Source organism: Paraburkholderia bannensis NBRC 103871 (assembly GCF_000685015.1).
In the GTDB taxonomy this organism is placed as follows: Bacteria; Pseudomonadota; Gammaproteobacteria; order Burkholderiales; family Burkholderiaceae; genus Paraburkholderia; species Paraburkholderia bannensis.
Genome location: NZ_BAYA01000015.1, coordinates 17,916 through 43,982 on the forward strand (window position 1 = coordinate 17,916; position 26,067 = coordinate 43,982).

Sequence of the window (26,067 nt, forward strand, 5' to 3'; positions counted from 1 at the left end):
CGCGTTACAGCACCGCCACCACCTTCACGTCGCTGCGATCCGCCGACGCCACGACCTTGCCGTCCACGCGGCGGAACGTGAGCGTCACCGACGCATTGCCCACGCGCAGATGCCCCACTTCGAGCCAGTCGATGCCTTCGGGCAGCATCGGCTGCTCGACGCGCACCTCGTGGCGCGCGGCGTCGATGCTCACGCCCAGGCACGCCTCCAGCATCATGAACGGCGAGCCCGCCGCCCACGCCTGCGGAAGACACGCGACCGGATACGCCGTCGGCGGCTCGCCACGGCGTCGCGGGAAGCCGCAGAACAGCTCCGGCAAGCGCATATCGAACGTCACCGCAGCTTCGAACAGGGCCTGCAGCAGCCGCACGGCCGCTTCCTTGCGTCCATAGCGCGCAAGACCGCGCGCGCACAACGCGTTGTCATGCGGCCAGACCGAGCCGTTGTGATACGCCATCGGATTGAAGCGCGCCTGGCCCGCCGCGAGCGTACGCACGCCCCAGCCCGTATGGAACAGCGCCGATTCAAGAATCCCCGCCACCGCGCGCCCGCGCTCGTAATCGGGCAGCCCGAAGGCGAGCAGGTGCCCCGCGTTCGACGCGAGCACGCGGCAGAGTTCGCCATGACCGTCGAGCGCAATGCCGTAGAACTCCGACTCCGGCATCCAGAAGCGATCCTCCACGCAACGGCGGATTTTCGCGGCGCGGCCCGCGTAACGCGCGGCTTCTTCGACGAGACCGCGATGCGTGGCGAACTTCGACATCGTTTCGAAGGCCGCGCTCGCGTAGGCCTGCACTTCGACCAGCGCGATCGGGCCATCGGGAAAGCGACCGTCGGCATGGAACACGGAATCGTGACTGTCTTTCCAGCCTTGATTCGCAAGGCCGCCTTCCGACTCGCGCCGATAATCGAGCAGGCCGAGTTTGTTGCGGTCGCAAACACCTGCGACCCACGCGGCCGCGCGTTCGAGCGCGGGCCAGAGTTCGTCGATCAGCGTCATGTCGCCGGTGCGCTCGGCGTAAGCGCCCGCCAGCACCACGAATAGCGGCGTGGAATCCACCCCGCCGTAGTAGAGCGCGAACGGCACTTCGCCGGTGGCGGCCATTTCGCTCTTGCGCATCTCGTGCATGATCTTGCCGACCGCCGCATCGCGGAACGCCGAATCCTCGCGCGCCTGATGCGCCGCGAGAAAGCGCAGCACGCCGCGTGCGAGCGCCGGTTGCAGCCAGAGCGTCTGCAACGAAGTGATGATCGCGTCGCGGCCAAACGGCGTGGAGAACCACGGAATGCCCGCATACGGATACGGGCCGGTCGGCAGGTCGGTGGTCAGGAGGCCGAGATCGGCAATCGAGCGGTTGATCCACGAATTGAAGAGCGGATTGCTCGAGCGCACGCGTGCGGTCTGGCGGCGGCGCTCGCGCATCACAATGTGCGCATCGACCAGCGCGGCGCGCACGGCTGCACGACCCACGCTCTGGCCGTTCGAATCGGCGAGGCAATGGCGCGGCTTGATGATGCCCGCGCTCGGCGCATCGGGCGCGACGCCTTCGAGCGCCTCGACCTCGATTGCCACGGTCAGGTAGAGCGACACGCACGCCTGCGCGGGCAATTCGACGGAAAAGTCCGCGCGATCCGCGAGCAGCTTGTCCGGCTTCGGCGAGAACTCGATGCGCACGCGCCGCGCGACCTTGTCCAGACCGATGTATTCGAGCCGCACCGCATTGCCTTCGATGCGCGGGGGCTTGAGTTCGCCGCGCACCGCGCGCTTGAGGCCACGCACTTCGAACATGTCGCGGAAGTCGCTGGCGAACGACACCGAAAGCGGCACCACGGCGTCCTGCGTGCCGTAATTGGTGAGCTCGATGGCTTCGGTCATCATCGTGCCCGAGAGCACGCGCTCGCGTTCGACGTGAATGACGCCTTCGGGCGTGCTCGTGCCACCCAGCGGCGGCAACGGGCGATTGGTGAGGTGGGCCGTGAAGGCCGTGTTGTCGCTGCTCACGCTGCCCGAGAGCAGCGAAGGCACGCGCCCGCCGAACGTGAGGCGCAACGACGACAGCACGCGCGTATCGTTGACGAACAGGCCGTCGTCGATACCGGTGATGTCGCCTAGCGGGTCGTTGACGATGAAGGTGTCGCCCGACTTCAGCACGTGCTGGTCGGCGCTGGCGACTTCGGGGGTTTCCGGCGCGATGAAAGCGCCATCGGGAGATGAGTCGGGATGATCGACGCCGCTGGAACGCGTGACGCCGCCGAGTGTTTCAGGATCCTGCATTGAATGCCTCCTCTCTAACGCTCAACCATTGCCTGATCGGTACATCTTGGTGCCTCGTCCGGACGATTGTAGTGGCTATGCAGCGGTTCGCGCGAATCCCTGCCAGGCATCGCCCGACTCAGTGGAAAAATGCCCCGGAAAAAATGACGGGCGCCGGCACGGTAAAACGTGCGGGCGCCCGTCGATCGCTGCGCGCAGGCTCGTGGCTCGCGCGCGCTCGTCACAACGTTATGCGTCGATGCGTGGCATGGCGATCATGATTGCGCGTGAGCGAATCGGTTGGATTTAGCGTTGCTAGCGTTGCTTTAGCGTTGCGCGATCGGCTTGGCTTCACGCGGCGTGTTGCCGATGAAGAGCTGACGCGGACGGCCGATCTTCTGTTCCGGATCGCCGATCATTTCGTTCCATTGCGCGATCCAGCCCACCGTGCGCGCCATCGCGAAAATGCAGGTGAACATGGCCGTGGGAATGCCCAGCGCGCGCTGCACGATGCCCGAGTAGAAGTCGACGTTCGGGTACAGCTTGCGCGACACGAAGTATTCGTCTTCCAGCGCGATCTTTTCCAGCGCCATCGCGAGCTTGAACAGCGGGTCGTCGTGCAGGCCCAGTTCGTTGAGCACTTCGTGGCACGTTTCGCGCATCAGCTTGGCGCGCGGATCGTAGTTCTTGTACACGCGGTGACCGAAGCCCATCAGCTTCACGCCCGAGTTCTTGTCCTTCACCTGCTCGATGAACTTCGGAATGTTGTCGACCGAGCCGATTTCTTCGAGCATGTTCAGCGCGGCTTCGTTCGCGCCGCCGTGCGCCGGGCCCCACAGACAGGCGATACCAGCTGCGATGCACGCAAACGGGTTCGCACCCGACGAACCCGCCAGACGCACCGTCGAGGTCGAAGCGTTCTGCTCGTGATCGGCGTGCAGGATCAGGATACGGTCGAGCGCGCGCACCAGCACGTCGTTGACCTTGTACTCCTCGGCCGGGTTCGAGAACATCATCTGCATGAAGTTCGCGCTGTACGACAGGTCGTTGCGCGGGTACACGAACGGCTGGCCAACCGTGTACTTGTAGGCCATCGCCACCAGCGTCGGCAGCTTCGCGATCATGCGCACGGCCGAGACTTCGCGATGCTGCGGATCGTTGATGTCGAGCGAGTCGTGATAGAACGCCGACAGCGCGCCGACTGCGGCGACCAGAATCGCCATCGGGTGCGCGTCGCGGCGAAAACCGCGGAAGAAGAAGTGCATCTGCTCGTGAACCATCGTGTGGTTCGTGACGGTCGCAACGAACTCGTCCTTCTGCTTTTGCGTCGGCAGTTCGCCCTTCAGGAGCAGGTAGCAGCTTTCGAGGAAGTCGGCGTTTTGCGCGAGGTTGTCGATCGGGTAGCCGCGATAGAGCAGCTCGCCCTTGTCGCCGTCGATATAGGTGATCGCCGAGTTGCACGCCGCCGTGGACATGAAGCCCGGATCGTACGTGAACATGCCGGTCTGGCCGTACAGCTTGCGAATGTCGATCACGTCCGGGCCTTGCGTGCCCTTGTAGACCGGCAGCTGGACGCCTTCAGCGTGGCCGGGGATCGTGAGTGTGGCGTGGGTCTTCGAGTCGATCATTTCCTGTCCTTGCATTCAATTGCACTTAAGTGGCACTCAAGTGGCACTCAAGCACCGTTACTTCGCAAGACGCAGCGCTGCACGGTGCCTTTCCGGTGCGGCTTCACTGCGACCACTTGCCGCATTTTACGCCGCGCCGCACCATCGATTGATAGCGAGACCAGCAACAATGCCTCTTCGGATCAACAACATTGAATGCTTGCAGCTTCCTTAATCCCGATTTGTGCAACAATATTTTGCCAGTGCAGCGCAACATCGACGCTCCGTATCTGCGATACTGCGTCACATGTCATTGACTTCCCCTGTCAGGCATGCATCTTTGGCCCGCCTTCCTTTTGGCGGGCCTTTTTTACTTAGGCCACACGCGCTGTACGCAAAACGTAAGGAAAGAACAGATGAACATTTCGATCGACACCCTGTTCGCTGAAGACGAACTTGCAGAGGGCGCCGTCGTTACGGCTCTCAATCACCAGGACATCGTCGTCGCGCTGTCGGCGGCTCTCGCCTCGGAACGCGTGGCGGTGCTCCACATGCTTTACCCGCGCACCGACGCGCGCACGCACCGCAGCCTCGACCAGCTCGTCCATGCGCTCAACGGTCACGGCCTGCACCAGGTCGCCCGCCTCGTCTCGCAGGAAGCGCATTACCTCGTGTTCAAGGATCCGGTGAAGGCATGGAAGGCCTTCCACGAAATCCGCAACGACTCGCTCGCGATTGGCGTGCACCTGTACTACGCGGGTCTCGTTGGCGAAGCCGCCGAGAACAAGCTCGACGCGCACGCACACGGCCGCGACTAAGCCCGGCCTGGCGCGGCAAGGCGATCCAGCATCGCCTGACCTGTTGCCGTGTTGCCCGGTTGAGCGCACCTTGCGCCAGCCGGGCGACTTGCCTGCCCTTCGGCTTTTCAATATTTCCCGCAATTTGTGCGGCTTTTTTTGCGCGCAGATTAATTCGGAATGCTACGCATTGACAGGCAGATGAAAACGGCCGCATGACGCGGCCGCTAGCCAACTGCCATCAAAGGCTGATTGACGCCTCAGCGTCCGTGGCCGCTCGCGAAATGATCGATCAGATCGTTGAACGCACCAGGCCGCGCGAGATTCATGCCGTGCGAAGCGCCCTCCACCGTCGCGCGGCGCGCGTCGGGCATCCACTCTTCCAGTGCCGCAGCGGCGCGCTGGAACATCACCGGGCTCAGCTCGCCGTCGATCAGCAGCACGGGGCACGTCACCTCAGCGGCTTCCTCGCGCGTGTACGGCGCGAGCGGGTCGAGGAACTGCGGCCCCAGCGTGTGCGCATTGTCGATCGCCATCTGGCGGAACGAACGCGTGCTCTTGGCCCAGAAACCGGGACGGCTCACCGAATCGACGAACAGCTCCAGCCCCCCATTCACGTCGCCCGCTTCGATCAGTTGCACGGCGCGGGCGCGCAGCGCGTTGACCGTCTCGGGCAGCTTGGCGAGGCTCTGGCCGGGCTGCTGCACCGGGCCGCCCGGATCGGCGAGCGTGAGCGACTGCAGGTGCTGCGGATAGCGGCGCGCGAAGTGATACGCGACCGAGCCGCCGCGCGAGTGGCCGATCACGTGCGCCGGCCCCGCGCCAAAGGCGTCGATGAACTGCGCGATCTCGTCGGCGTGACGGCTCCAGCTGAAGGGCTCGCTGGCTGCGCCGCCGGGCGCGGGCCAGTAATGCGTAAGGCTCACGGAGACGCAACGATAGTGCTCGCCCAGGCCCGCGAGCTGCGGCTGCCAGTAGCGATAATCGCAAAGCGACCCGTGGATAAACAGGAGCAATTCGCCCTTGCCGGTTTCGACATATGGCATGGGCTGCCCGCCGGGCAGTTCGACGAACGACCCGGGAGCGGGAAATACGGCTTGATTCACGGCTGGATGATGACTGACGAAAGCTGACGAAGGAACGGCGCTGGCGTCCACACTGCAACGCTGCGTCGCCCGACGTAATTCAGGGTAACAAGAAAAGCGAAAGGCGCGTATTGTCGCACGAGCGCGCCCGCCTCGCCGGGCCTGACTTTCGGCGGCGGCTTTCAGCGGGTTTCAGGTCGGCTTCAAGCCAACTTCAAACCAACTTCAAGCCAACTTCGGGCGGACTTCGGGCCGGTTCGGCTGCGTTTCGAAACGCGCTTAGTCGTAAGCGCTGAACGCCGGCTGATCGGCCAGCACGGCGCCCGCAGCGGCTGCCCCCGCACCGCGCACGGCGCAGGTCAGCGGCGCGTCGGCCACGCGCACGGGCACGCCCAGTTCGGCGGCGAAGCACTGGTCGAGGCGGCCCAGCAGCGCGCCGCCGCCGGTCAGCACGATGCCGCTATCGGCGATATCGGTCACGAGTTCCGGCGGCGCGCTCTCGAATACCCGGCGCACCATGCCGATCACCTGGCGCAGCGGAAACGCCAGCGCGTCGGCGATGTCCTCGCTGGTGATTTCGACCGTGCGCGGCAGGCCGTCTTCGACGCTGCGACCCGTCGCGCGCATGCGCTCGATGGGTTCGCCGTGCAACGCGCTGCCGATGGTCATTTTCAGGTGCTCGGCGGTCTGCTCGCCCAGGATCACGCCGTAGAGATTGCGCACGTGCTCGATGATGGCGCGGTCGAACTGGTCGCCGCCCACACGCAGCGAGCCGCTGCGCGCCACGCTGCCCAGCGCGATCACGCCGACTTCGGTGGTGCCGCCGCCGATGTCGACGACCATCGAACCGGTCGGCGCGCCCACAGGCAGACCCGCGCCCAGCGCGGACGCCAGCGATTCGTCGATCAGGTTCACGGTGGCCGCGCCCGAGGCGAAGGCCGCCTCGCGAACCGCGCGGCGCTCCACGCGCGTGGCGTCGCCGGGCACGCAAACCGTGAACGCCGAGCGGCGGCTCAGCAGGCGGCGCGGCCGCGCCATCGCAACGAAGCGGCGCATCATGTGCTCGGCCGCGAAAAAGTCGGCGATCACGCCGTGCGAGAGCGGCTTCACCGTTTCCAGGTTTTGCGGCGCGCGCCCGACCAGCGCCTTCGCCTGCGCGCCGACAGCGGCGACGCTCGCGTCAGCGGCCTTGCCTTTGCCCTTGAAGCCGTGGCGCTCGAAGCAGACGACCGATGGCTCGTCGAGCACGATGCCCCGATCCGCCGTGTAGATCAGCGTGTTGGCCGTGCCGAGGTCGACCGCCACCGAGTTGCGCTCGGCATGGCGGGACAGTGTGTGCAGAAGTGAAGATTGCCGCGTGGCTCGGGCCATGTCGTCGTTGTGTATGAGGAGCGCGCGCGCCGGCGGCACGCTCCCGGAATTCGAACCCGGCGCTTCGTCGTCAATGCAATCGTCTGAATAAACCGTAACGATAGAAAACAATCAGCTGAACTATCCAATCCCCGATTGGATCATTCTCCTGACGATTGGCATGAGATGCGATGCGCCGGTTGCATGTGCCTTGACGGCCCACTGGCAGTGTTTACGGCACAAGCCGGGCGAGACTTTAACCGCGCCAGAAATAACCGGGCAGCTTAAACGCGAAATGTGGAAAAAATGCGTCAGGGCATGCTGGCTTGAGCCCCGAGCGGATTGACAAGGCGCGGCAGGCGCCGCGCCCCATGTGACTTTCTGGCCTGCCAGAACGTGATTAACCCAGCACCCGCACCAACGCATCCCGGCCGAGCATCGCGCCTTGCGCCGTGATCGTGTGACCGACGCCCGGCAGCGCATAAGCGGCCACCGCATACCCTGCATCGCTGAACGCCGTCGCAGCGCGTTCGAGTTCCTGCACGGGAATCACGTTGTCGTCCTCGCCATGCACGAGCGTGAGCGGCGTACGGTTTTGCGCAGTGACGGGCGCGGAGAGACGTCCGGCGTAAGCGACCACGCCTGCAAACCCGGCAGCCTGCGTCGCCACCAGATAGAGCGACATGATCGAGCCTTGCGAGAAACCGACCAGTGCCAGTTTGTCGGCGCCAAGGCCCCAGTGCGCGAGTTCATCGGCGAGACGTTTTTGCAGGATCGGTGCGGCGGCGGCCACGCGCGCGCCGCGATTCGCTTCGTTGACGTCGCGCAGGCTGAACCACTGACGCCCGCCAAAGCCACCGTCGAACGGCTCGCTGCCGTCGAGCGACGCAAACGCGACGCCGGGCAGCGCGTCGCGCCACGCGTCGGCGAGCGGCACCAGGTCGCGTGCGTTGCTGCCCACGCCGTGCAGCAGCACGACCAGCGCGCGCGGCGCGCCTTCAGCCGGCGCGAGGCGCCAGCCACCATCGAATTGTTCCCAGCTCATTCTGGAGATCCCCTGTGGGCGTGTTTCTGACAAATGCGGATCAGGCTCGCGGAGGTGTCGAACGATCGGATGGCCCAGGGATGGCCCAACAATGGCTCAACAACAGGCATCGCGCTTGCGTCCCCCGCGCCAGCCGCAAGGATACGCCGGGCTTGCAGAACGCGTCGGCGCGATTGCCAGACGAAAGGAAACGGTAAGCACAAGGTACGGACACACGTGCGGCGCGCTAGCCGCGGTGAAGTCCCTTCCCGGCGTGGGGATGCTTGCACGCCTTCGATGGCCATTTGCGAATGCGGTTATCCTTGCCGCAAATCGGCCCCGCTGCGCGCGGGCCTCGCGGGCCCTTTCCCGCCTTGCAGCACCGAACAGCACCGATTCACGCGGAGACAAAGCTTGAACCAGCCTGCCGCCCCGGCCACACCGCCTGCACCGCCCTCGCCCCCCGCGCCACCTGCTCCACCGCCGCCGCTCGAAGGCGGCCGGCTGATCCTCGCGACCATCGCGGTGGCGCTCGCGACCTTCATGAACGTGCTGGACACCTCGATCGCCAACGTCGCCATCCCGACGATCTCGGGCGACCTGGGCGTGTCCGTCGACGAAGGCACCTGGGTCATCACCGTGTTCGCCGCCGCCAATGCCGTGTCGATCCCGCTGACCGGCTGGCTCACGCAGCGCTTCGGCCAGGTGCGCCTGTTCGTGGCGTCGATCCTGTCGTTCGTGCTCGCGTCGTGGCTTTGCGGCATCGCGCCGAGCCTGCCGTTCCTGCTGGTCGCCCGGGTGTTGCAGGGCGCGGTCGCGGGCCCGCTGATTCCGCTTTCGCAGGCCATCCTGCTGGGCTCCTGGCCCAAGGACAAATCGTCGACGGCGCTCGCGTTCTGGGCCATGACGACGACGGTCGGCCCGATCGCGGGCCCAGCGCTGGGCGGCTGGATCACGGACAGCTACAACTGGTCGTGGATCTTCTACATCAACATCCCGGTGGGCCTGTTCGCGGGCTTCATCACGTGGAACATCTACCGCAACCGCGAATCGCCGACGCGCAAGCCGCCCATCGACATCGTCGGCCTGGGCCTGCTGATCGCGTGGGTCGCGTCGTTGCAGATCCTGCTCGACAAGGGCAAGGATCTCGACTGGTTCAACTCGCCTGTGATCGTCGGGCTGGGCGTGATCGCGCTCATCAGCTTCGCGTTCTTCCTGGTCTGGGAGCTGACCGAGCAGCATCCCATCGTCGACCTGCGGCTATTCGGCCAGCGCAATTTCCTGGGCGGAACGATTGCGATTTCGGTGGCGTATGGCGTGTTCTTCGGCAATCTCGTGTTGTTGCCGCAGTGGATGCAGGAGTACCTGAACTATCGCTCGGTTGACGCTGGGCTCGTGACCGCGCCGCTCGGCGTGTTCGCCGTGATTCTCGCGCCGGTCGTGGGCCGTATCCTGCCGCGCTCGGATGCGCGCATCATTGCGACCTGCGCGTTCGTGCTGTTCGCCGTGGTGTTCTTCATGCGCTCGAACTACGTCATCGAAATCGACACGTTCCATCTCGTGCTGCCCACCCTGCTGCAAGGCATTCCGATGGCGCTGTTCTTCGTGCCGCTCACCGCGATCATTCTCGCGGGGCAGCCGCCCGGCCGGATTCCGGCGGCGGCGGGCCTGTCGAACTTCGTGCGCGTGTTCTGCGGCGCGGTCGGCACGTCGATTTCGACCAATGCGTGGAACAACCGCACCGTGCTGCATCATGAACGGCTCACGGAACAGGCGTCGATCGACAATCCCGTGTTTCGCCAGTCGATCGAGAATACGCAGGCGCTGCTGCACATCAGCGAGCCTTCGGCGCGCGCGCTCTTCGATTTCCAGTTGACGACCCAGGCTGCCATGATGGGCCTGAACGATATTTTCTATATCTCGGCGATCATCTTTCTCGCCATCATTCCGCTCATCTGGATCACGAAATCGACGCGCGGCGGCGGTGGTGGCGGCGCGGCGGGCGCGCACTAGTCGCCGCTTCCCCGCACTCAGCCGAAGCGCTGCGCCGAATAAGGCCTGGGATCGGCAAAAGGCGTCTCGCCGACGATCATTTCGGCGACGAGACGCCCCGTCACCGGCCCGAGCGTGAGCCCATGATGGTTATGGCCGAACGCGAACCACAGCCCCGCATGGCGCGGCGCGGGGCCGAGCACCGGGCGCATGTCCGGCGTGCAGGGGCGCATGCCCATCCAGGGCGTGGCGTCGAGCCGCTCGCCCAGCCCGAATACGGGCCGTGCGGCGCGCTCGGCGGCATCGAGCTGAGCGTAGCTGGGCGGACGTTCGCGCGTTGCCAGTTCGACCCCGGTCGTCAGGCGCAGGCCGCGCTTCATCGGCGCAACCACATAGCCGCCTTCGATATCCACCACTGGCCGCAGCAACGGCACACCCGCGGCGCTCGCGTAGTGCATGTGATAGCCGCGCTTGACCATGAGCGGCACGCGGTAGCCGAGCGCCGACGTCACCTGATCCGACCACGGCCCCATCGCAATCACGGCGAGTTCGGCACCCAGCGGGCCGTCGTCGGTCTGCACCTGCCAGCCGCTTCCTTGCGCGCGCAACGTTCGCGCGTCACCCGTGGCGAAGCGGCCGCCTTCGCGCAGGAACAGCTCGGCATAGCCCTTCACGAGTGCGCCAGGATCGGCCACGCTCGCCGGGTCGATCCAGTGGATCGCACCTGCGTAGCCGTCGCCTAGCGAGGCTTCGGCAGCGCGCAGCCCTGCAGCGTCGAAACTCTCCGTGCGCAGTCCATGCTCTGCCGCCAGATGCTGCGCCGCTTCACGCTCGCGCTCGAACGCCTCGGGCGAGCGATACGCTTCCAGCCAGCCGATTGGCCGCACCAGTTCGCGCAGATCCGTACGCGCGACGAGCGCTTCGTGCTCCGCGACGCAACGCGAAATCAGCGGCAGCAGGTCGCGCGCCGCGCCCGCCAGCCGCTGCGGCGACGACTCGCGCCAGTAGGTGGCGAGCCAGCGCGCGTAGGACGGCAGCGAACGCACGTCGTAGCGCAACATCGTCGAATCGTTGCGCGCGAGCCGCAGCAGCGTGCGCCAGTCGCGCGGAAACCCGTACGGCACCACCGACGACGCCTCGATCAGCCCGGCATTGCCATAGCTGGTTTCCTCGCCGGGCGCGCGCCGGTCAACGAGCGTGACGCGCACGCCGCGCGCCTGCAGGTGCAGCGCGACACTCACACCGACAATGCCCGCGCCGAGCACGATCGCGTCCTTGCTCATGCCATTCCTCTGGAGTCCGTACCGGTTTTTATCAATGCGCGACGATGTCGCGGCCGAAATACTTCATCGACAGCTTCGTGAGCGTGCCGTCCTTGCGCAGCGAATCAAGCGCCGCGTCCACTTTGGCCTTGAGCGCCGTGTCGTTCTTGCGCAGACCGAAGCCCGTGCCCTCGCCCAGCGTGGCCGGATCCTTGAGCGGCGCGCCCGCGAAATCATAGTCCTTGCCCTGCGGCTTCGAGAGGAAACCATCGGTGGCAGTCTGCACTTCCTGCACCGCGCCGTCCAGACGACCCGAGGCGAGGTCAACGAAAATCTGATCCTGGCTCTCGTACGTGACGACCGATACACCCGCCGGCGCCCAGTGCTTGCGCACGTAGTCCTCCTGCGTGGTGCCCTGCTGCACGCCGATCTGCTTGCCCTTGAGGCTCGCGGGCGTGGGCTGCAGGCCCGAGCCGCGTTTCGCGACCATCTGGATCGGCATGACGTACACCGCCGGGGTGAAGTCGATCTGCTGACGGCGCTTGTCCGTAATGTTCATCGCCGAGTCGATGACGTCGAACTTGCGTGCTTCGAGCGCGGCGATCAGGCCGTCAAAGCTGTTCTCGACCCACACGCACTTGACCTGCATGCGCTGGCACACGGCATTGCCGATGTCGATATCGAAGCCCTGCAACTGGCCCGACGGCGCCTTGCTCTCGAACGGCGGGTACGACGCTTCCAGGCCGAAGCGCAGCGTCTGCGGATCCTGCGCGTGCGCCGCCCCCGCCGTCATGCCGAGCCCCGCGCCCAGCAAGGCGGCCAGTCCCGCGAGCCGCGCCTTGTGCGCGTAGCGAATCATCTTCGTGTTCATCGTCGTCACCATAGTCGTAATGAGGTCGGGCGGACGGCGCGCCGGGAAGACGCCGCGTCCACAGGGCAAATATAGACGAAAAATAAAAATAAAGTCTAGAATGGACAAAAAAGTCCACATCGATGCGCACCGGGTTCCGGCTGTGTTCCGGTCGGCTTCCGGGCTGAATGCCGACTGGCGCGTGCATCGACATCCATTGAAGGAGCCTCACCATGACCGCAACGACCACCGTTTCCCCGGCCGCACCGTTCATCGTCGATGCCGCGCAGGTACGCACCGCGCTGCCCGCGCTCGACGTGCGCGGCGCGCTCGCGCGCATGTTCGCCTCGCTTGGCCGCGACAACGCCGTGCAGCCGCCGCAGACCCTCGCCCTGTTCCCGCAGCAGGCTGGCGACTACATCACCTATCTGGGCGTGCTGGCCGAAGCGGGCGTGTTCGGCGCCAAGCTCTCGCCATATATCGCGGGCGTGAATGGCGCGAAGCCCATCATCACGGCGTGGACTGCGCTGATGTCGATGCACACCGGCCAGCCGCTGATGTGGTGCGACGCCGCGCTGCTCACGACCGAGCGCACCGCGGGCACCACCGCGCTGGCCGTCGACCAGCTCGCGCCGCGCGAAGCGCGCCGTCTGGCCGTGATCGGCGCGGGCGACGTGGCGCTCGCGCATATCCGCCATGCCGCGCCGCTGCGGGCGTGGGAAAGCATCCGCGTGTGGTCGCCGAAGCTCGCGGGCGACGCCGCGCGCGCCGCCAGTGTGCATGCCGCCGATGCGCGCGCGAGCGTCGCGACCTCGGCAGAAGACTGCGTGGCCGACGCCGACGTGGTCATGCTCTGCACCTCGTCGGGCAAGCCCGTGCTCGCGCTCGACACGCTGCGCAAGCCCGCGCTCATCACCTCGATCAGCACCAATGTCGCCCAGGCTCACGAGATCGATCCGGCCGCACTGCCCTCGCTCGACGTGTATTGCGACTACCGCCGCACCACGCCGCACAGCGCGGGCGAAATGACGATCGCCGCGCGCGAACATGACTGGTCGCCAGACGCGATCGTGGGCGACCTCGCCGAACTCGCCAACGACGCCTGCCCGCCCCCCGGCTACTCGCGGCACGTGTTCTTCCGCTCGATCGGTCTCGGGCTGGAGGACATGGCGGTGGCGTACGCGCTCTATCAACATCTGCACGAGCAGCGCGCGGCGCAATAAGGCGTGCGATAACACGTGCAAGATCGCGCGCAATAAGCAGTATCATCGACGTCCTCTTCGATGTGACACCCCACGGCCCCTGTCCGATGCAGAAAACGAAAACCGCCAGCAAGAAGGCCTCCTCGCCGCCCGCGTCGCGCACGCGGCTGCTCGAACGCTACGCGCACGTGGCGGACAGCATCACGACGCTGTTCTTCCCGTTCGCCGAAGTGGTGATCCACGATCTCGCAGACCAGACCGTGGCGTATCTGTCGAACAACCTCTCGAAGCGCGAGATCGGCGACGACTCCGCGCTGGAGGACGTCGAGGAAACCACGCGCAACAAGCTGCTCGGCCCCTACGAGAAAGTGAACTGGGACGGGCGGCGCATGCGCTGCGTGAGCACGGCGCTCTTCGACGACGAGGGCCGCGCCGCGGGCGTCATGTGCATCAACTTCAACATCGCCGCGTTCGACGACATGCAGGCCACGCTCGACCTGTTCCTGCGCGGCGCGGGCGTGATCGCACAACCCGAAGAGCTGTTCAAGGACGACTGGCAGGAGCGCATCAACACTTTCCTGCACGGCTGGCTGCGCGAGCGCCAGGTGGCGCTCAACTCGCTCACGCGCGAGCACCGGCGCGAGCTGGTCGAGGCGCTTTACGCCGAAGGTGCATTCAAGGGCAAGAGCTCGGCGAACTATGTGGCGAAGGTGCTGGGCATGGGCCGCGCGACCGTCTACAAGCATCTGCGCGAGATGAAGGGCGAGGTCGAATAGGCGACGTTGCGTCCTCGCGCCAGGCGGTCGCACGAACCGCACGAACGTCGCGCCACAGCTGGGGAATCGCTACAATCCCCGGACTTCGGCGCGCGCGTTGTCGTGCCGTCCTTTCTCGCGACGTCCATGAACTACACGCCCATCCTCGACGCGATCCATCGCGACCTGCAACCGCACATCGGCAAGGGCCGCGTCGCCGACTACATCCCCGAACTCGCGACCGTCGACGCCAACCATTTCGGCATGGCGATCGTCACCGTCGACGGTCAGGTCTATCGCACCGGCGACGCTGACGTGCGCTTCTCGATCCAGAGTATTTCCAAGCTGTTCGCCTGCACGCTGGCGTTCCAGCTGCTTGGCGACGCGCTTTGGGAACGCGTGGGACGCGAGCCGTCGGGCACGGCGTTCAACTCGCTCGTGCAACTCGAATTCGAAGGCGGCAAGCCGCGCAATCCCTTCATCAACGCGGGCGCGCTCGTGGTCACCGACGTGCTGTGCCGCCGCTTCGTGCAGGCTGAGACGGCACTGGTGGATTTCGTGCGGCGGCTCTCGGGCGAAGGCAGCATCGGCTACGACCTGAAGGTCGCGCAATCCGAGCTGGCGCACGCCGAGCGCAACCGCGCGATGGCGCATTTCATCGCCAGCTTCGGCAACCTGGAAATGGCCGCCGATGCGGTCATCGACGCGTATTGCCGTCAATGCGCGATCTCGATGAGCTGCGTGGAGCTCGCGCGCGCGGCGCTGTTCCTCGCGAACGGCGGCGTCTCGCCCGCCAATGGCGAGCAGGTGCTCGATGCCAGTTCGGCCAAACGGCTTTCGGCGCTCATGCTGACCTGCGGGACGTACGATGCGGCGGGCGATTTCGTTTATCGCGTGGGACTGCCCGCGAAGAGCGGCGTGGGCGGCGGAATCGTCGCGGTGCTGCCCGGCGAGTTCGCAGTGTGCGTATGGTCGCCGGGGCTCGACGCGAACGGGAATTCGCATGTGGGTTCGCTCGCGCTGGAGCAGTTGACGACGCGCACCGGACGGTCGATTTTTTGAAGGTTATTTTAAGGGTCGAGCGATGACGGTTCAGATTCGCAGTGAAGCGCCCGCCGATGTTCCGGCAATTCGCGCGCTGACCGAGGCGGCGTTTCTGCACGCGCCGCATACGAGCCATACGGAACAGTTCATCGTCGACGCGCTGCGGGCGGCGGGCGAGCTGACCGTGTCGCTGGTCGCCGTGGATCGCGGCGAGCTTGTGGGGCATGTGGCGCTTTCGCCGGTGACGCTTTCCGATGGCTCGCCGGGATGGTTCGGCCTGGGGCCGATTTCGGTCGCGCCCGCGCGGCAGCGCGAAGGGATCGGCGGCCAGTTGATCGAACATGCGCTCGACGTGCTGCGCGCTCGGCAGGCGGCGGGCTGTGTGCTGCTGGGCGACCCCGGTTACTACCAGCGCTTTGGTTTTACGCCCGAGCCGACGTTGGTGCTGCCCGGTGTGCCGGCAGAGTATTTCCAGGCCATCGTGCTGGATGGCCTCGTGCCGGCGGCGACGGCGACGGTGCGCTATAGCGACGCGTTCGAGGCGCGTGAGTAGTCCGCCAAATCGAGCACCATGTATTCCCGAGTGTGGCCTACGACTTCCTGGTGAAGCCTCGCAGTAAGGCCTTTCATGCAATTAGCATCATTAACGGGCTCTGACGGTCTTCGTTCTATATTCAAATTTCAAATGCGTGGGCAAGTCGCCCCATCGTTTTTCTGATATTCCGGGACTGCCAGGCAAGCCAATATAAGACCGAATCCTCCCCGCACAATTCGGCACCCGGTCTTTTGCGTGCCGGGATATATTTACCGACCTCACATAATTACCCTCTTTAAATCGGCATTTATTTCCAGAAAATCTGGAAAACAGCGAACCAGCTCGAATGCGAATTCTAAATATGCCCAATAAATTCTTGTGAAACTGTTTCCGTCACACGAATATTTTATAAAATCCTTCCACACTGGAAATACGACCTGGAAGGCAGAATTTAATGGCTGCACTAGACTTGACCGGCACGATTTCAAGCGACGTATCCCAAAGCGACCGCTTGCTCAAACTTGATACGCCTTTAGGCTCGAGCACACTGGTGCCTCAACGCGCCATCGGGCGCTCGCGCCTCGGGCGTCATTTCGAGTTCGTCGTGGACGCCGTGTCGACCACCGGCAACATCGAACTGAAGTCGCTAATCGCGCAGCCGGCAACGTTGTGGATTCAGCAAGCCGACAAATCCTATCAGCCACACAACGGCTACGTGCATACCGCGCGCCGGCTCGGCTCGAATAGCGGGCTGACGAGCTATCAGCTCGGTTTCGCTTCGTGGATGCACTTCCTGAAGTTCCGCCGGGACCAGCGTATCTGGCAAGACAAAACCGTCGACGAGATCGTCGCGGACGTCTTCAATATGCATCCGCAGTCCCAAGGCCTGTTTCAGTTTGCGCTGAGCAGTCCACTGCCCTCCCGCTCCTATTGCCGACAAGACGAAAGCGACTGGAATTTCGTGCACCGGCTGCTCGAAACCGAAGGCCTCTACGGCTTGTGGCGCCAGGCCGAGGACGGCCGCTCGCACACGCTCGTTATCACCGACCAGCTCACGACACTCGACGCACTCTCTCCGGAAACGGTGTCGTTCTATCGCGGCGGAACCGGCAGTGAAACCGACGCGCTCGTCCAATGGTCCGGCACGCGGACAATGCAGAGCGCCGTGCTGACCACGCGCACCTTCGACTACAAGTCGCCTTCGTCGGCCTACAACCCGAAGGGCACGACCGTCCCCACCATGCCGAACCAGGGCGCCCTTGCCGAGCAGACGGAAGTCTATGAATACACGGGCGCCTATACATACGGGCAGCAGGATCGCGGCGACCATCTTTCGCGTGTGCGCATGGAGGAATGGGAGTCGCGTGCCAAGCGCTTTTGGGGGATTGGCGGCGTGCGCGCGATCGACGCGGGCAAGCGCTTCATGCTCGAAGGCCACCCCGATCACGACGCCGACCCCGCCAGCCAGAGAGAGTTCGCGGCCATCGAAACGTCATGGGTGATTTCGAACAATATTCCCGTCGGCGCCCAGGGATCCGCGTTTCCGCACAGTCTCCAGGAGACGGTCGAGGCGGCGCAGGCGAGCCACGCAAGCGACGCGGCGTTCAATGTCACGCATGACGATGGCTCCGTAGGCTTCTACCTCGTAGAGATCGAAGCGCAGCGCACGAGCGTGCCGTATCGCAGCCCGCTCGAACATCGCAAGCCCGAAACTCATCTCGAATCGGCGGTCGTCGTCGGCCCGCAAGGCGAAGAGGTATACACGGACGAACTAAACCGTATCAAGGTGCAGTTCATCTGGGATCGCCTCAATGGCAACAACGAGCGCTCGTCGTGCTGGGTGCGCGTGGCGCAAGCGGACACAGGCAGCGGTTACGGCGGCGTGCACATGCCGCGCGTGGGCGAGGAGGTGCTCATCGACCACATCGGTGGCGACTGCGACCGGCCGGTGGTGACGTCACGGCTTTATAACGGTGCGGCGAAGCCACAGTGGCATTCGAACGGGCTGCTTTCGGGCTATCGCTCGAAGGAATATGGCGGCGGCAGCGGGTACAACCAGCTCGTCATGGACGACTCGACCGCACAGAACCGCGTCCAGCTCTATTCGAGCAGCTATGCGTCCCACCTGCACCTGGGTTATCTCGTCGATCAGTCGGCCAATACGCGCGGCGCGTTCCTCGGCAACGGCTTCGACCTCAAATCGGAGGCGTACGGCGCGGTGCGCGCGAGCCAGGGCCTGTTCATGACGACGCACCCCGCCTCCGCCACGCAGCCGCTCAACGTCACGCCCGCAGCCGAACAACTGGCCAGCGCGGAAAGCGTGGTCGAACTGGCGTCGCAGGCAAGCGTAGCGAACCAGGCAGAGAGTCTCGATGAGGGGCACGACGCGCTGAAGAAGTTCACCGATGCGACCCAATACAGCGTCCCCGGCGGAGCAGGCTCGGGCGGCCACACCGGTGGCGGCGGCACCGGCAACGCCAACGGATTTTCCACGCCCATCATGCTGCTCGCGAGCCCTGCCGGCGTGGGCGTTTCCACTCAGGATTCGGCGCAGTTGACCGCGAACCAGCAAGTCAACATCGTTAGCGGCAAGAACACGCACATCGCTGCCGGCAAGTCGCTCATCGCGAGCGTGACCGAAAAAATAAGCCTGTTCGTGCAAAACGCCGGCATGAAACTGTTCGCAGCCAAAGGCAAGGTCGAGATCCAGGCGCAGGGCGATGCCATGGCGCTCACCGCCCTCAACGACGTGACGGTGACAAGCACGAGCGGCAAGCTCGTGCTGTCCGCCGACAAGGAAATCTGGATCGGTGCGGGCGGGTCGTATATCCGCATCACGGCCGACATGATCGAAAACGGCACATCCGGCCAGATCCTCGAAAAATGCGCCTCCTGGGATAAGCCGGGCCCGGCGTCGATGCGACTGCCCGCCCAGGTGACGAACACGACGAAGGGCTGCTCGTGGAAAACAGCGACCGCTTCGGCGGACAGCGCCTCAAGCGTGATGCTGGAGTAAGACGATGGATTATCGACAGGATCAAGACGTCCAGCAGGACGGCACATCTGATGCGGCGGCTATGGACGCACAAGCACAAGCGCTGACCGATTCGCTCAAGCGATGGTTCGGCAACCACGCGAACATGCGCTGCTTCCTCGCCGTCGACCCGAGCCAGCGCGACTTGACGGCCGAACTCGCACAAAGCGATGCGTCTTTCGCGGCGCTGCCGCGCGCCGACGTCATCGTCGATCACGATGCGTTCGCGCCATCACATCGCCCCTATCTGGTCGAGCTGGATCTTTCGACGCCGACTGGCGCCAGCGCACTCGCGCACAGCGTGCAGGCGGCGTTCGACGACCGGCAGCCGGACTCGATGGCTTCGGGCCTCGGACAGCGGATCGGCGGCTGGCTCGCGAGCACGGCTTCGCTCGAAGAAGTCGCCTTGCACTGGTCGCGACTCGTGCTGCAGCGGGACGCCAGTGGCCGTGCCTGTGTGCTGCGGTTTTACGATCCGCGCGCGCTCGACCTGCTCTGGTCTGAGCTTTCGCCAGCGCAGCAGCAAGCGTTGCTAGGCCCAGCGCGGGCATGGCACACACTCGACGCAGGCGCCCGGCCCGTCGTGCGCGAGTGCGCACAGACGTCTTCCGCGCACTTCGCGCTGCGGCCGGAACAATGGAGCGTCATTCATCAGCACGGCCTCGTCAATCGCGCACTGGCTCTGCACGCGTATGAACACGGACGCCAACCCGGGCCAGCCGAAGTCGAAGCCGCGCTCGACGCTGCCGCTCGCGCCCAGCGCTACGGCCTGACCGACCGCGACGACCAGATTGCCTTTATCGGCCACGCGATCGCGTGGCACCCGCAGTTCGATCTGCATCCCAAGGTGCTACAGCTTCTAGGGCGCCGCGCCGCGGACGACTTCTACACCGCCACGATCAGCCAGCTTTCGGCGGACGAAGTCGACGAAATCCGCCAGGGAACATGGTACGAACGTCTGCGGCCATCGGCTTCCCGGTAATTCCACCGCATCCGCACGCAATCAAAACAACGACAACGTATGGCAACGAATACACAGACATGCGCGAACTGCGAAAAGAGCGGCTTGCCGATCTTGCCGGTTCGCTACACCGTGCTGCCGAAATATGTGAAGGCCGGACTCCCCGCCGGGATCAGCGGCGATCGCGTGACCTCCGTCGCTCTCGAAGCGCACCACTACGGCGTGCGCACACTGCGCGAGGGCTGGGTCTATCTTTTCTATGAAGTCGGCCCGCGCGGCAGCCGCTACTGGGAAGCCTACAAGGTCACCTCCGACGGCCGCCTATGGAAACAGGCGCTGCCGCTGACGCAGGTGCCCGTGACCGATCCCGCCTGCGCAGAATGCGCGATTGCCGTGCCGATGGATCTCATCGCCATCGAGCGTCCGGAGAAATGCACGGGCCGCGTGTTCATCGCTTTCTCGCAGCACACGTGGCATCGACAGATCTTCGATCTCTACGCCTCCGACGACGCATTGCGCGAGGCACGCATGCAGTACATCGAGCCGTCGAAATGGATCGGCGGTGCGCAGGACGCGCACAAGCATGCCGTGGTCGCCAGTGAACAGACGATCGACGCCGTGATCGAATACATGCCCGGTTTCGATCCCAGGTCGATGGCCCTCCCCGACGACAAGCAAGCCTTCAGCGACGCGACGGGCGCCTACAAGGACGACCTGCTGCAGCATGAAGTCACGCGCTACGCGCCGTTCATTCGCCAGGCGTCGCCCGCGTCCGCGAGCCAGGCGCTCGTCAGGCTGATGCAGCGCATTGGCGCGAAGAACGAAGACGGCGGCAGCGCGGATGCACATCATCCGCCGATGGTGCTCGCGCTTTGGGACACCATCGGCACAGTGCACGAACTGAACGGATTTCGATGCGATCCGGCATCGTGGCTCGACCGCTATGTCACGAAGGAGCGTACGCTCGAAGTCGGCGCGCTCAAGGACATCGACACCGCGCACGCCATCGTCCAGTCACGCACCGAGCAGGCGTTGAACAGCCAGGAAGCGATGGCGAAGCAGGCGCAGTCAATGACAGCGCTCGGCCAGCCGGGCGCGCAAGCCTCGCTCGCCACGCAACGCGCGAAGGCCCTCGCAGGCGCCGATCCGTCACGCACGTCGCAGATCAACGCGTACTACGACGACATGGACTGGATGGCCGCCAACGACATCCCCGGCAGCTATCAGACCCAGCTCGTGCAGATGGGACGTGTCTCGACGGCGGGAAGCGCGAGTTCCAGCGTGCCTTATACCGGTGTGTATCGCGATCAGGTCATGAGCCAGGCGCGTGCCTATGCGCAGGCGCGACCCGGTGCGCACGACCGCAATCTCACGAGCATGACGACCTACAACTGGTCGAAATACGAAGCGCGACTCAAGCGCCAGGACATCGAGAAGTTCCGCAAGTACTACGACGCGCTTCAATCGAAGGTGCACGACCTCCAGGAAGCGCGTACCAACGACGTCGGCAAATGGCTGGCATCGAAGCTGTTCCTCGACACGCTGGAGGACTATGCATCGAATGACCTGCACGACGCCATAGCCTTCGAGATCGTCGTCACCGACGCTCTCGCCGGCATCGGCTCGACGCCCAAGGGCAAGACGGTGCTCGACACCCTGGTCACACACTGGGATCCCGTGCAGCCCGCGAGTCTCATCTGGCGCGTGTTCGCGATGAACCAGAAGGACGCGCGCCAGGAAGTGGCTCAACTGCTGAAGACAGCGCTCGCGAAAAAAGAAACGCCGCTGGAAGCGGCGCAGGCGCAACCTGCAGGTGGGCATAGCGCTGGCGTGGACGCTGTGATTTCCGCAGCAGGGTCGCTCAAGACACTCAACGGGTACTACAAGAATCTCAGCAAGCTCGCGCTCGAAAGCGATCCCAAGAAAATCACGCCGCTGGGCGGGCTGCTCAAGCGACTCGAAGTCGATGCGTTCGGTTTGACGGTAGGCGATGCGATATATTCGAAATTCCGCGTTGCCAGCCTGGGCGACTTCGTCGGCGAAAAGATCATTCAGTCGCTGATGCTGCAACGCGCGGGCATCTCCTATGCGGATGCCATGACGCTCGTGCGCAAGCAGGCCGATGTCGAAAAAGTGAGCCGCGCGGAGACCATCGAACGTCTGCTGAAGACTCGCTCGCTGCTGCGTTCACCCGCTCCCCCGAACGCGTCGAAAGCCACGCAGGCGCTGTACGATGTCTGGAACAGCATGAAATCCACCGACGAAGGCATCAAAGCGCTGCGCTCGAGCCGGATCGCCGTGGTAGCGGCGCTGCTGGAGGCAGTGAACTTCTACAAGATCATGTCGGGAACGCACGACAAGGACACGACGCTCAAACTCGTACAATCGGGTGCTTCGATGTTGTCGTCGTTGATAACGATTACGATGACACCGTTCTACGGCGCACTGAAGAATTCCATCAAGTCGCAGAGCTGGAAGCTCGCGGGCGGCGGCGTGAGCAGCATTGGCACGTTCGTGGGCGCGTGGATGAGTGTCGAGCAAGCCGCTGATAGCGGTAAAAAACTACAGTACGACTCTCTGGCCTTTGGCTTGAGCCAGGCGGTAGTCGGCACCGCAATGGGCGTAGCGACGATCATCGACGCCATCAGCACGGCCGCGCCGCTGCTCAAGAAACTCGCCGTCCAGTATGGAACCGAAGTCGTGATTGAAGCGGTGGAAGCCGTTACCAAACGAATGATCGCCTGGGCCGCGCTGCGATCGGTCGGGATGCTGATTGGCTGGGAAGCGACGGTGGGCATGATCGTACTTCAGACGCTGGCCACCTGGCTGACGCCCGACTCGCTCCAGTCCTGGTGTTCCCGTTGCGCCTTTGGCACAGGCGAGGAAGCAATTCTTCGCATCAAAGACCATAGTGTCGCACGCTACACGGATCCTTCCCAGCAGGAAAAGGACTATGGCGACGCCATGACCACATTCTCATGAAAAAAGACAACTCGACAAAGACCGCCGTCCTCCTGAAAGGCGTGATATCCAATCTACAGCGATCGAAGCGCAGCCACGATTTCGTGCTGACCGAGGTTCAGCATAGACAGGTCGGCGCGACCGCCATCGCGGCCTCGGCGCTGGGTGCAGGCGCTGCCGCCATCGGACTGATCGGCATGGCCGGCAACTCGGACGAGGAAGCCGACTGGGTCGAGTTCGAACTCGACGGCAAGCAGATCAAGGGCTGGCTCTGGATGATGCCCATGCGCAACGGCGATCAGGTGGAAGTCGTCGCCGATCAGGTCGGTACCGACCGCTACGTTGCGTACGCGGTCAAACGTGAAAGCGACGATCTGCTCGCCGTGTACCCGCACGCGACGGCAGGCCGAAAAGTGCACTACCGGAAGTCGCTTAAGATCTGGCTCTGGAGCACAATGTCGCTCTACGCTGTAGTGATGATCGTTTTGCTGATCCAGCAAGGCTTTGACTTTTTTACTGCGGATATTGTCGAGTTTGGCCTCTTGCCCGGACTGGGTCTTTCGCTGCTGATTACGGGCATCATGGCATTTCGCGTTTCACGAAAACTCATGGGCTTCGTCAAGATCGCGGAGACCATCTTTAGAACCTTCGGCTGGCCCGATGTCGAAAATATCGATCTGCGGAAAACGTCCAGGGAGGAGCGCCGCGAGAACAAGCTTCCTAACTTTGGCGTCCTGTATTTCCGCTACAAATAGGCCTCTTAGCGTTTTTTGAAGCATAGAAAATGATCAATCTCATCCGTGTCGACGACGACACTGACCACGGCGGAAAGGTCGTCACCGGTTCTTCGGCCATGCGCTTCGATGGTCGTTACGTGGCACGCAAGGGCGACGAGGTATCGTGTCCGCAGCACCCGGACGTCAAGCCAAACGTGATCGAGGAAGGCGATACAACGATTACCGACAATGGCGTGCCAATCGCCCGGCACGGCCATCGCGCTACGTGCGGATGCACGCTGATTTCAAGTCTCGTGTAGCACGACGTTTGTCATGACGCGCGTGTGCGACGAATTCGACACGCGCGTCTTCCTCCGCCGGCATCAGCGCGCAATACGCTCGAAGAACAGAATTACGCGCCGGCAGCTTTCATTCAGGTTGTGCACCGAAGCGGCATTGAGCTTTTCCGGGAAACCGGGAGCCGATTCGGCTACAAGGTCAATGTGTCTTCAGCGCGACCATTAATTTCGTATAACGAACTATTAAATGGAGGGCCGGTCATCCTTCCAAACTTTGGCGAGCACCTAAGCCATCACAGCATTGCAGCAAGCGCCCCTTCGCGTGACGGATTGACCGTCTGAAGTCGGTTGCGGCCGTCTGCTCCGGGATCCAAACCGCTTGCCCTGACACACAATCTGGCGGCCCCCGATCTACTGGTGCCCTCACGCCGCCCCGGCACGCCATTAAAAACCAGACCCTATTTCCAGCGAACCGGCGTTCGGCCCCAAAAAATCTCTTTGACAAACACTCTTAAGATATATATCTTAAGACACATCTTAAGACACTCAGAGACAGGAGGCCTCATGCGCCACCCTCATCATTCCGGCCATCGCGGCCACCATGGCCGTCACAACCACGGCGGCCATGACGGTCGCAACGCCCGCGACTTCTTCGAAGCCCCTGGACGCGACGAAGGCTTCGGCACCCACGCCCGCTTCGGCATGCGCCACCCGATGCACATGCTCCACGCGCTGCGCCATGCCATGGGCCGCCGTGGCGGCGAAGGCCCTGGCGACTTCGGCGATCGATTCGGCGACGGCTTTGGCCGTGGCTTCGGCGGCCCGGGCGGCTTTGGCGACGGCGACGGTTTTGGCCGTGGCCGCAAATTCACCTCGGAAGACCTGCAGCTGATGCTGCTCGCGTTGCTCGCCGAGCGCCCGAGCCATGGCTACGAGCTGATCAAGGCGCTCGATTCGCGCTCGAACGGCTTCTACAGCCCGAGCCCTGGCATGGTCTATCCGGCGCTCACGTATCTTGAAGAACTCGGTTATGTGAGCGTGACGCTCGAAGGCAATCGCAAGCGCTACGAGCTGTCCGACGAAGGCCGCACGTATCTGGCCGACAACCGCGAGCGCGCCGACCTGCTCATCGCCAAGCTCACGCATTTCGGCCGCAAGATGGATCTGATGCGCCGCGCGTTCGCGGGCGAGGATCCCGCCGACGGCAGCGGCTGGGTTCGCGAGCTGATCGAGGCGCGCCGCGCGCTCAAGCGCGAACTGCTGCGCCGCACCGACGCGTCGCCGCAGGAGCAACGCCGCATCGCGGCGATCCTCGCGCGCGCCACCCAGGAAATTCAAGACGGCGGCGAAGACGTCAAGACCGAAGACGGCGCAAGTTCGGGCGAATAAGGCACCTCGCCCCATCGCCCTCCATCCGCCTCACGTCGATCGTCAGCCGCTTATTTATCGGAGTCATAGATGCAGAATCAATCCAACCTCGAAGTCGTCCGCGTGCGTCATCCGCTGAAGTTCCGTCTGCTGCGCGTCACGCGCGTCGAGACGCTGTCGTCCGCGCTCGTGCGCGTCACGCTGACCGGCGACCTGAGCGACTTCGTTTCGGCGTCGTTCGACGATCACGTGAAGGTGTTTTTCCCGGCTCCCGGCGAAGACAAGCCCGCACTGCCGAGCCTCGGCCCGGACGGCATCGCCTTCCCCGACGGCGTCGAGCGTCCCGCGGCACGCGATTACACGCCGCGCCGCTTCGACAACAACGCCAACGAACTCGATCTCGAATTCGCGCTGCACGAAGCCGGCCCCGCGACCGCATGGGCGGCGCAGGCGAAGCCCGGCCAGTATCTGGGCGTGGGCGGCCCGCGCGGCTCGATGGTGATTCCCACGGGCTTCGACTGGCACTTGCTGGTCGGCGACGAAACCGCGCTGCCCGCGATCCAGCGCCGCCTGAGCGAGCTGCCGTCGGGCGCGCGCGTCGCCGTGGTCGTTGAAGTGGCGAACCGCGCCGCGCGCATCGCGCTGCCGACCGAAGCCGATCTCTACGCGACGTGGGTGTATCGCGACGAACTCGAAGGCGAACAAGCGGAGCAAGCGGCACAACCGCTCGTCGATGCGCTCGGCGAAGTCTGGCTGCCGCCCGGCGAAGGTTATGTCTGGGCGGCAGGCGAAGCGTCGGCGATCCGTGCCGTGCGCGCCTATCTGTGCAACGATCGCGGCGTCGACAAGAAGCGCATCCGCGCGTCGGCGTACTGGCGTCGCGGCGCGCAGGCAGCGCACGAAACCATCGACGATTAAACCAATCCGCGCGCGCCGCGAAGCTCTCGCAACAGCAGCGCACGCATGACGAA

At 64.2% G+C, this 26,067-nt stretch carries 20 protein-coding genes; 13 read left to right on the top strand and 7 right to left on the bottom strand.

Translation table 11 applies throughout. The features are described 5' to 3' along the window. Window positions 1-4 precede the first annotated feature (4 nt). Window positions 5-2,275, bottom strand: a complete 2,271-nt coding sequence (locus tag BBA01S_RS22420; RefSeq protein WP_027818414.1) for an amylo-alpha-1,6-glucosidase — start codon at window positions 2,273-2,275, stop codon at window positions 5-7. Between the two features lie 305 nt (window positions 2,276-2,580). After that, on the bottom strand, window positions 2,581-3,882 hold the full coding sequence (gltA, locus tag BBA01S_RS22425; RefSeq protein WP_027818415.1) for a citrate synthase: 1,302 nt from the start codon (window positions 3,880-3,882) through the stop codon (window positions 2,581-2,583). Between the two features lie 395 nt (window positions 3,883-4,277). Here gltA and BBA01S_RS22430 point away from each other — a divergent pair, with 395 nt between their 5' ends. Next, window positions 4,278-4,679 (top strand): hypothetical protein, encoded by a 402-nt coding sequence (locus BBA01S_RS22430; RefSeq protein WP_027818416.1) that lies wholly within the window; start codon window positions 4,278-4,280, stop codon window positions 4,677-4,679. A 239-nt stretch (window positions 4,680-4,918) separates the two neighbouring features. On the opposite strand, the gene BBA01S_RS22435 is transcribed toward BBA01S_RS22430, so the two are convergent. The 3 genes from BBA01S_RS22435 to BBA01S_RS22445 form a co-directional block, all read right to left on the bottom strand. Further along, a complete protein-coding gene (locus BBA01S_RS22435; RefSeq protein WP_027818417.1) occupies window positions 4,919-5,704 on the bottom strand; it encodes an alpha/beta fold hydrolase in 786 nt (261 codons plus the stop codon). 318 nt (window positions 5,705-6,022) lie between these two features. Beyond that, window positions 6,023-7,114, bottom strand: coding sequence for a rod shape-determining protein (gene mreB / locus BBA01S_RS22440; RefSeq protein WP_027818418.1), 1,092 nt, complete (start codon window positions 7,112-7,114; stop codon window positions 6,023-6,025). Between the two features lie 379 nt (window positions 7,115-7,493). Continuing rightward, on the bottom strand, window positions 7,494-8,138 hold the full coding sequence (locus BBA01S_RS22445) for an alpha/beta hydrolase (protein WP_027818419.1): 645 nt from the start codon (window positions 8,136-8,138) through the stop codon (window positions 7,494-7,496). 393 nt (window positions 8,139-8,531) lie between these two features. Here BBA01S_RS22445 and BBA01S_RS22450 point away from each other — a divergent pair, with 393 nt between their 5' ends. Beyond that, window positions 8,532-10,130: a DHA2 family efflux MFS transporter permease subunit gene (locus BBA01S_RS22450; protein WP_027818420.1), complete on the top strand. Its 1,599-nt coding sequence runs from the start codon at window positions 8,532-8,534 to the stop codon at window positions 10,128-10,130. A gap of 17 nt (window positions 10,131-10,147) precedes the next feature. Here BBA01S_RS22450 and BBA01S_RS22455 read toward each other — a convergent pair whose 3' ends face one another. Both BBA01S_RS22455 and BBA01S_RS22460 read right to left on the bottom strand, forming a co-directional pair. Further along, window positions 10,148-11,392: an NAD(P)/FAD-dependent oxidoreductase gene (locus BBA01S_RS22455; RefSeq protein ID WP_027818421.1), complete on the bottom strand. Its 1,245-nt coding sequence runs from the start codon at window positions 11,390-11,392 to the stop codon at window positions 10,148-10,150. 31 nt (window positions 11,393-11,423) lie between these two features. Then, complete coding sequence (locus BBA01S_RS22460) at window positions 11,424-12,242, bottom strand: ABC transporter substrate-binding protein (RefSeq protein WP_042297742.1); 819 nt, start codon at window positions 12,240-12,242, stop codon at window positions 11,424-11,426. A gap of 212 nt (window positions 12,243-12,454) precedes the next feature. Here BBA01S_RS22460 and BBA01S_RS22465 point away from each other — a divergent pair, with 212 nt between their 5' ends. The 11 genes from BBA01S_RS22465 to BBA01S_RS22515 all read left to right on the top strand — a co-directional run bounded on the left by BBA01S_RS22465 (window position 12,455) and on the right by BBA01S_RS22515 (window position 26,014). Then, window positions 12,455-13,444 (top strand): ornithine cyclodeaminase family protein, encoded by a 990-nt coding sequence (locus BBA01S_RS22465; protein ID WP_042297700.1) that lies wholly within the window; start codon window positions 12,455-12,457, stop codon window positions 13,442-13,444. An 86-nt stretch (window positions 13,445-13,530) separates the two neighbouring features. Next, complete coding sequence (locus BBA01S_RS22470; protein ID WP_027818424.1) at window positions 13,531-14,199, top strand: helix-turn-helix transcriptional regulator; 669 nt, start codon at window positions 13,531-13,533, stop codon at window positions 14,197-14,199. A 126-nt stretch (window positions 14,200-14,325) separates the two neighbouring features. Then, entirely contained in the window at window positions 14,326-15,240 is a 915-nt protein-coding gene (locus tag BBA01S_RS22475; protein ID WP_027818425.1) for a glutaminase, read from the top strand. Window positions 15,241-15,262: 22 nt separating this feature from the next. Beyond that, complete coding sequence (locus BBA01S_RS22480; protein WP_027818426.1) at window positions 15,263-15,775, top strand: GNAT family N-acetyltransferase; 513 nt, start codon at window positions 15,263-15,265, stop codon at window positions 15,773-15,775. A gap of 436 nt (window positions 15,776-16,211) precedes the next feature. Further along, the gene (locus BBA01S_RS42210; RefSeq protein WP_042297701.1) at window positions 16,212-18,773 is read left to right on the top strand and encodes a type VI secretion system Vgr family protein; all 2,562 of its coding nucleotides are present in this window, start codon (window positions 16,212-16,214) and stop codon (window positions 18,771-18,773) included. A gap of 4 nt (window positions 18,774-18,777) precedes the next feature. After that, window positions 18,778-19,773: a DUF4123 domain-containing protein gene (locus tag BBA01S_RS22490; protein WP_027818427.1), complete on the top strand. Its 996-nt coding sequence runs from the start codon at window positions 18,778-18,780 to the stop codon at window positions 19,771-19,773. Window positions 19,774-19,812: 39 nt separating this feature from the next. Next, window positions 19,813-22,734 carry a T6SS effector BTH_I2691 family protein gene (locus BBA01S_RS22495; protein WP_027818428.1) on the top strand — a complete coding sequence of 974 codons (2,922 nt, stop codon included), beginning with the start codon at window positions 19,813-19,815 and terminating at the stop codon, window positions 22,732-22,734. Then, complete coding sequence (locus BBA01S_RS22500) at window positions 22,731-23,468, top strand: putative type VI secretion system effector (protein ID WP_027818429.1); 738 nt, start codon at window positions 22,731-22,733, stop codon at window positions 23,466-23,468. The genes BBA01S_RS22495 and BBA01S_RS22500 overlap by 4 nt, the downstream gene beginning before the upstream one ends. A gap of 29 nt (window positions 23,469-23,497) precedes the next feature. Then, the gene (locus BBA01S_RS22505; protein ID WP_027818430.1) at window positions 23,498-23,749 is read left to right on the top strand and encodes a PAAR domain-containing protein; all 252 of its coding nucleotides are present in this window, start codon (window positions 23,498-23,500) and stop codon (window positions 23,747-23,749) included. A 543-nt stretch (window positions 23,750-24,292) separates the two neighbouring features. Beyond that, the gene (locus BBA01S_RS42215) at window positions 24,293-25,117 is read left to right on the top strand and encodes a PadR family transcriptional regulator (protein ID WP_042297702.1); all 825 of its coding nucleotides are present in this window, start codon (window positions 24,293-24,295) and stop codon (window positions 25,115-25,117) included. Between the two features lie 69 nt (window positions 25,118-25,186). Then, window positions 25,187-26,014, top strand: coding sequence for a siderophore-interacting protein (locus tag BBA01S_RS22515; RefSeq protein WP_027818431.1), 828 nt, complete (start codon window positions 25,187-25,189; stop codon window positions 26,012-26,014). Window positions 26,015-26,067: the final 53 nt, after the last annotated feature.

What these genes read in the sequence shown, in the direction of transcription:
- BBA01S_RS22495 (WP_027818428.1), top strand. Translation starts at nt 19,813, where the DNA reads ATGGCAACGAATACACAGACATGCGCGAACTGCGAAAAGAGCGGCTTG.
- gltA (WP_027818415.1), bottom strand. Translation starts at nt 3,882, where the DNA reads ATGATCGACTCGAAGACCCACGCCACACTCACGATCCCCGGCCACGCT.
- mreB (WP_027818418.1), bottom strand. Translation starts at nt 7,114, where the DNA reads ATGGCCCGAGCCACGCGGCAATCTTCACTTCTGCACACACTGTCCCGC.
- BBA01S_RS22475 (WP_027818425.1), top strand. Translation starts at nt 14,326, where the DNA reads ATGAACTACACGCCCATCCTCGACGCGATCCATCGCGACCTGCAACCG.
- BBA01S_RS22460 (WP_042297742.1), bottom strand. Translation starts at nt 12,242, where the DNA reads ATGAACACGAAGATGATTCGCTACGCGCACAAGGCGCGGCTCGCGGGA.
- BBA01S_RS22500 (WP_027818429.1), top strand. Translation starts at nt 22,731, where the DNA reads ATGAAAAAAGACAACTCGACAAAGACCGCCGTCCTCCTGAAAGGCGTG.
- BBA01S_RS22430 (WP_027818416.1), top strand. Translation starts at nt 4,278, where the DNA reads ATGAACATTTCGATCGACACCCTGTTCGCTGAAGACGAACTTGCAGAG.
- BBA01S_RS22445 (WP_027818419.1), bottom strand. Translation starts at nt 8,138, where the DNA reads ATGAGCTGGGAACAATTCGATGGTGGCTGGCGCCTCGCGCCGGCTGAA.
- BBA01S_RS22515 (WP_027818431.1), top strand. Translation starts at nt 25,187, where the DNA reads ATGCAGAATCAATCCAACCTCGAAGTCGTCCGCGTGCGTCATCCGCTG.
- BBA01S_RS22505 (WP_027818430.1), top strand. Translation starts at nt 23,498, where the DNA reads ATGATCAATCTCATCCGTGTCGACGACGACACTGACCACGGCGGAAAG.
- BBA01S_RS22490 (WP_027818427.1), top strand. Translation starts at nt 18,778, where the DNA reads ATGGATTATCGACAGGATCAAGACGTCCAGCAGGACGGCACATCTGAT.
- BBA01S_RS22465 (WP_042297700.1), top strand. Translation starts at nt 12,455, where the DNA reads ATGACCGCAACGACCACCGTTTCCCCGGCCGCACCGTTCATCGTCGAT.
- BBA01S_RS42215 (WP_042297702.1), top strand. Translation starts at nt 24,293, where the DNA reads ATGCGCCACCCTCATCATTCCGGCCATCGCGGCCACCATGGCCGTCAC.
- BBA01S_RS42210 (WP_042297701.1), top strand. Translation starts at nt 16,212, where the DNA reads ATGGCTGCACTAGACTTGACCGGCACGATTTCAAGCGACGTATCCCAA.
- BBA01S_RS22435 (WP_027818417.1), bottom strand. Translation starts at nt 5,704, where the DNA reads ATGCCATATGTCGAAACCGGCAAGGGCGAATTGCTCCTGTTTATCCAC.
- BBA01S_RS22455 (WP_027818421.1), bottom strand. Translation starts at nt 11,392, where the DNA reads ATGAGCAAGGACGCGATCGTGCTCGGCGCGGGCATTGTCGGTGTGAGT.
- BBA01S_RS22480 (WP_027818426.1), top strand. Translation starts at nt 15,263, where the DNA reads ATGACGGTTCAGATTCGCAGTGAAGCGCCCGCCGATGTTCCGGCAATT.
- BBA01S_RS22420 (WP_027818414.1), bottom strand. Translation starts at nt 2,275, where the DNA reads ATGCAGGATCCTGAAACACTCGGCGGCGTCACGCGTTCCAGCGGCGTC.
- BBA01S_RS22470 (WP_027818424.1), top strand. Translation starts at nt 13,531, where the DNA reads ATGCAGAAAACGAAAACCGCCAGCAAGAAGGCCTCCTCGCCGCCCGCG.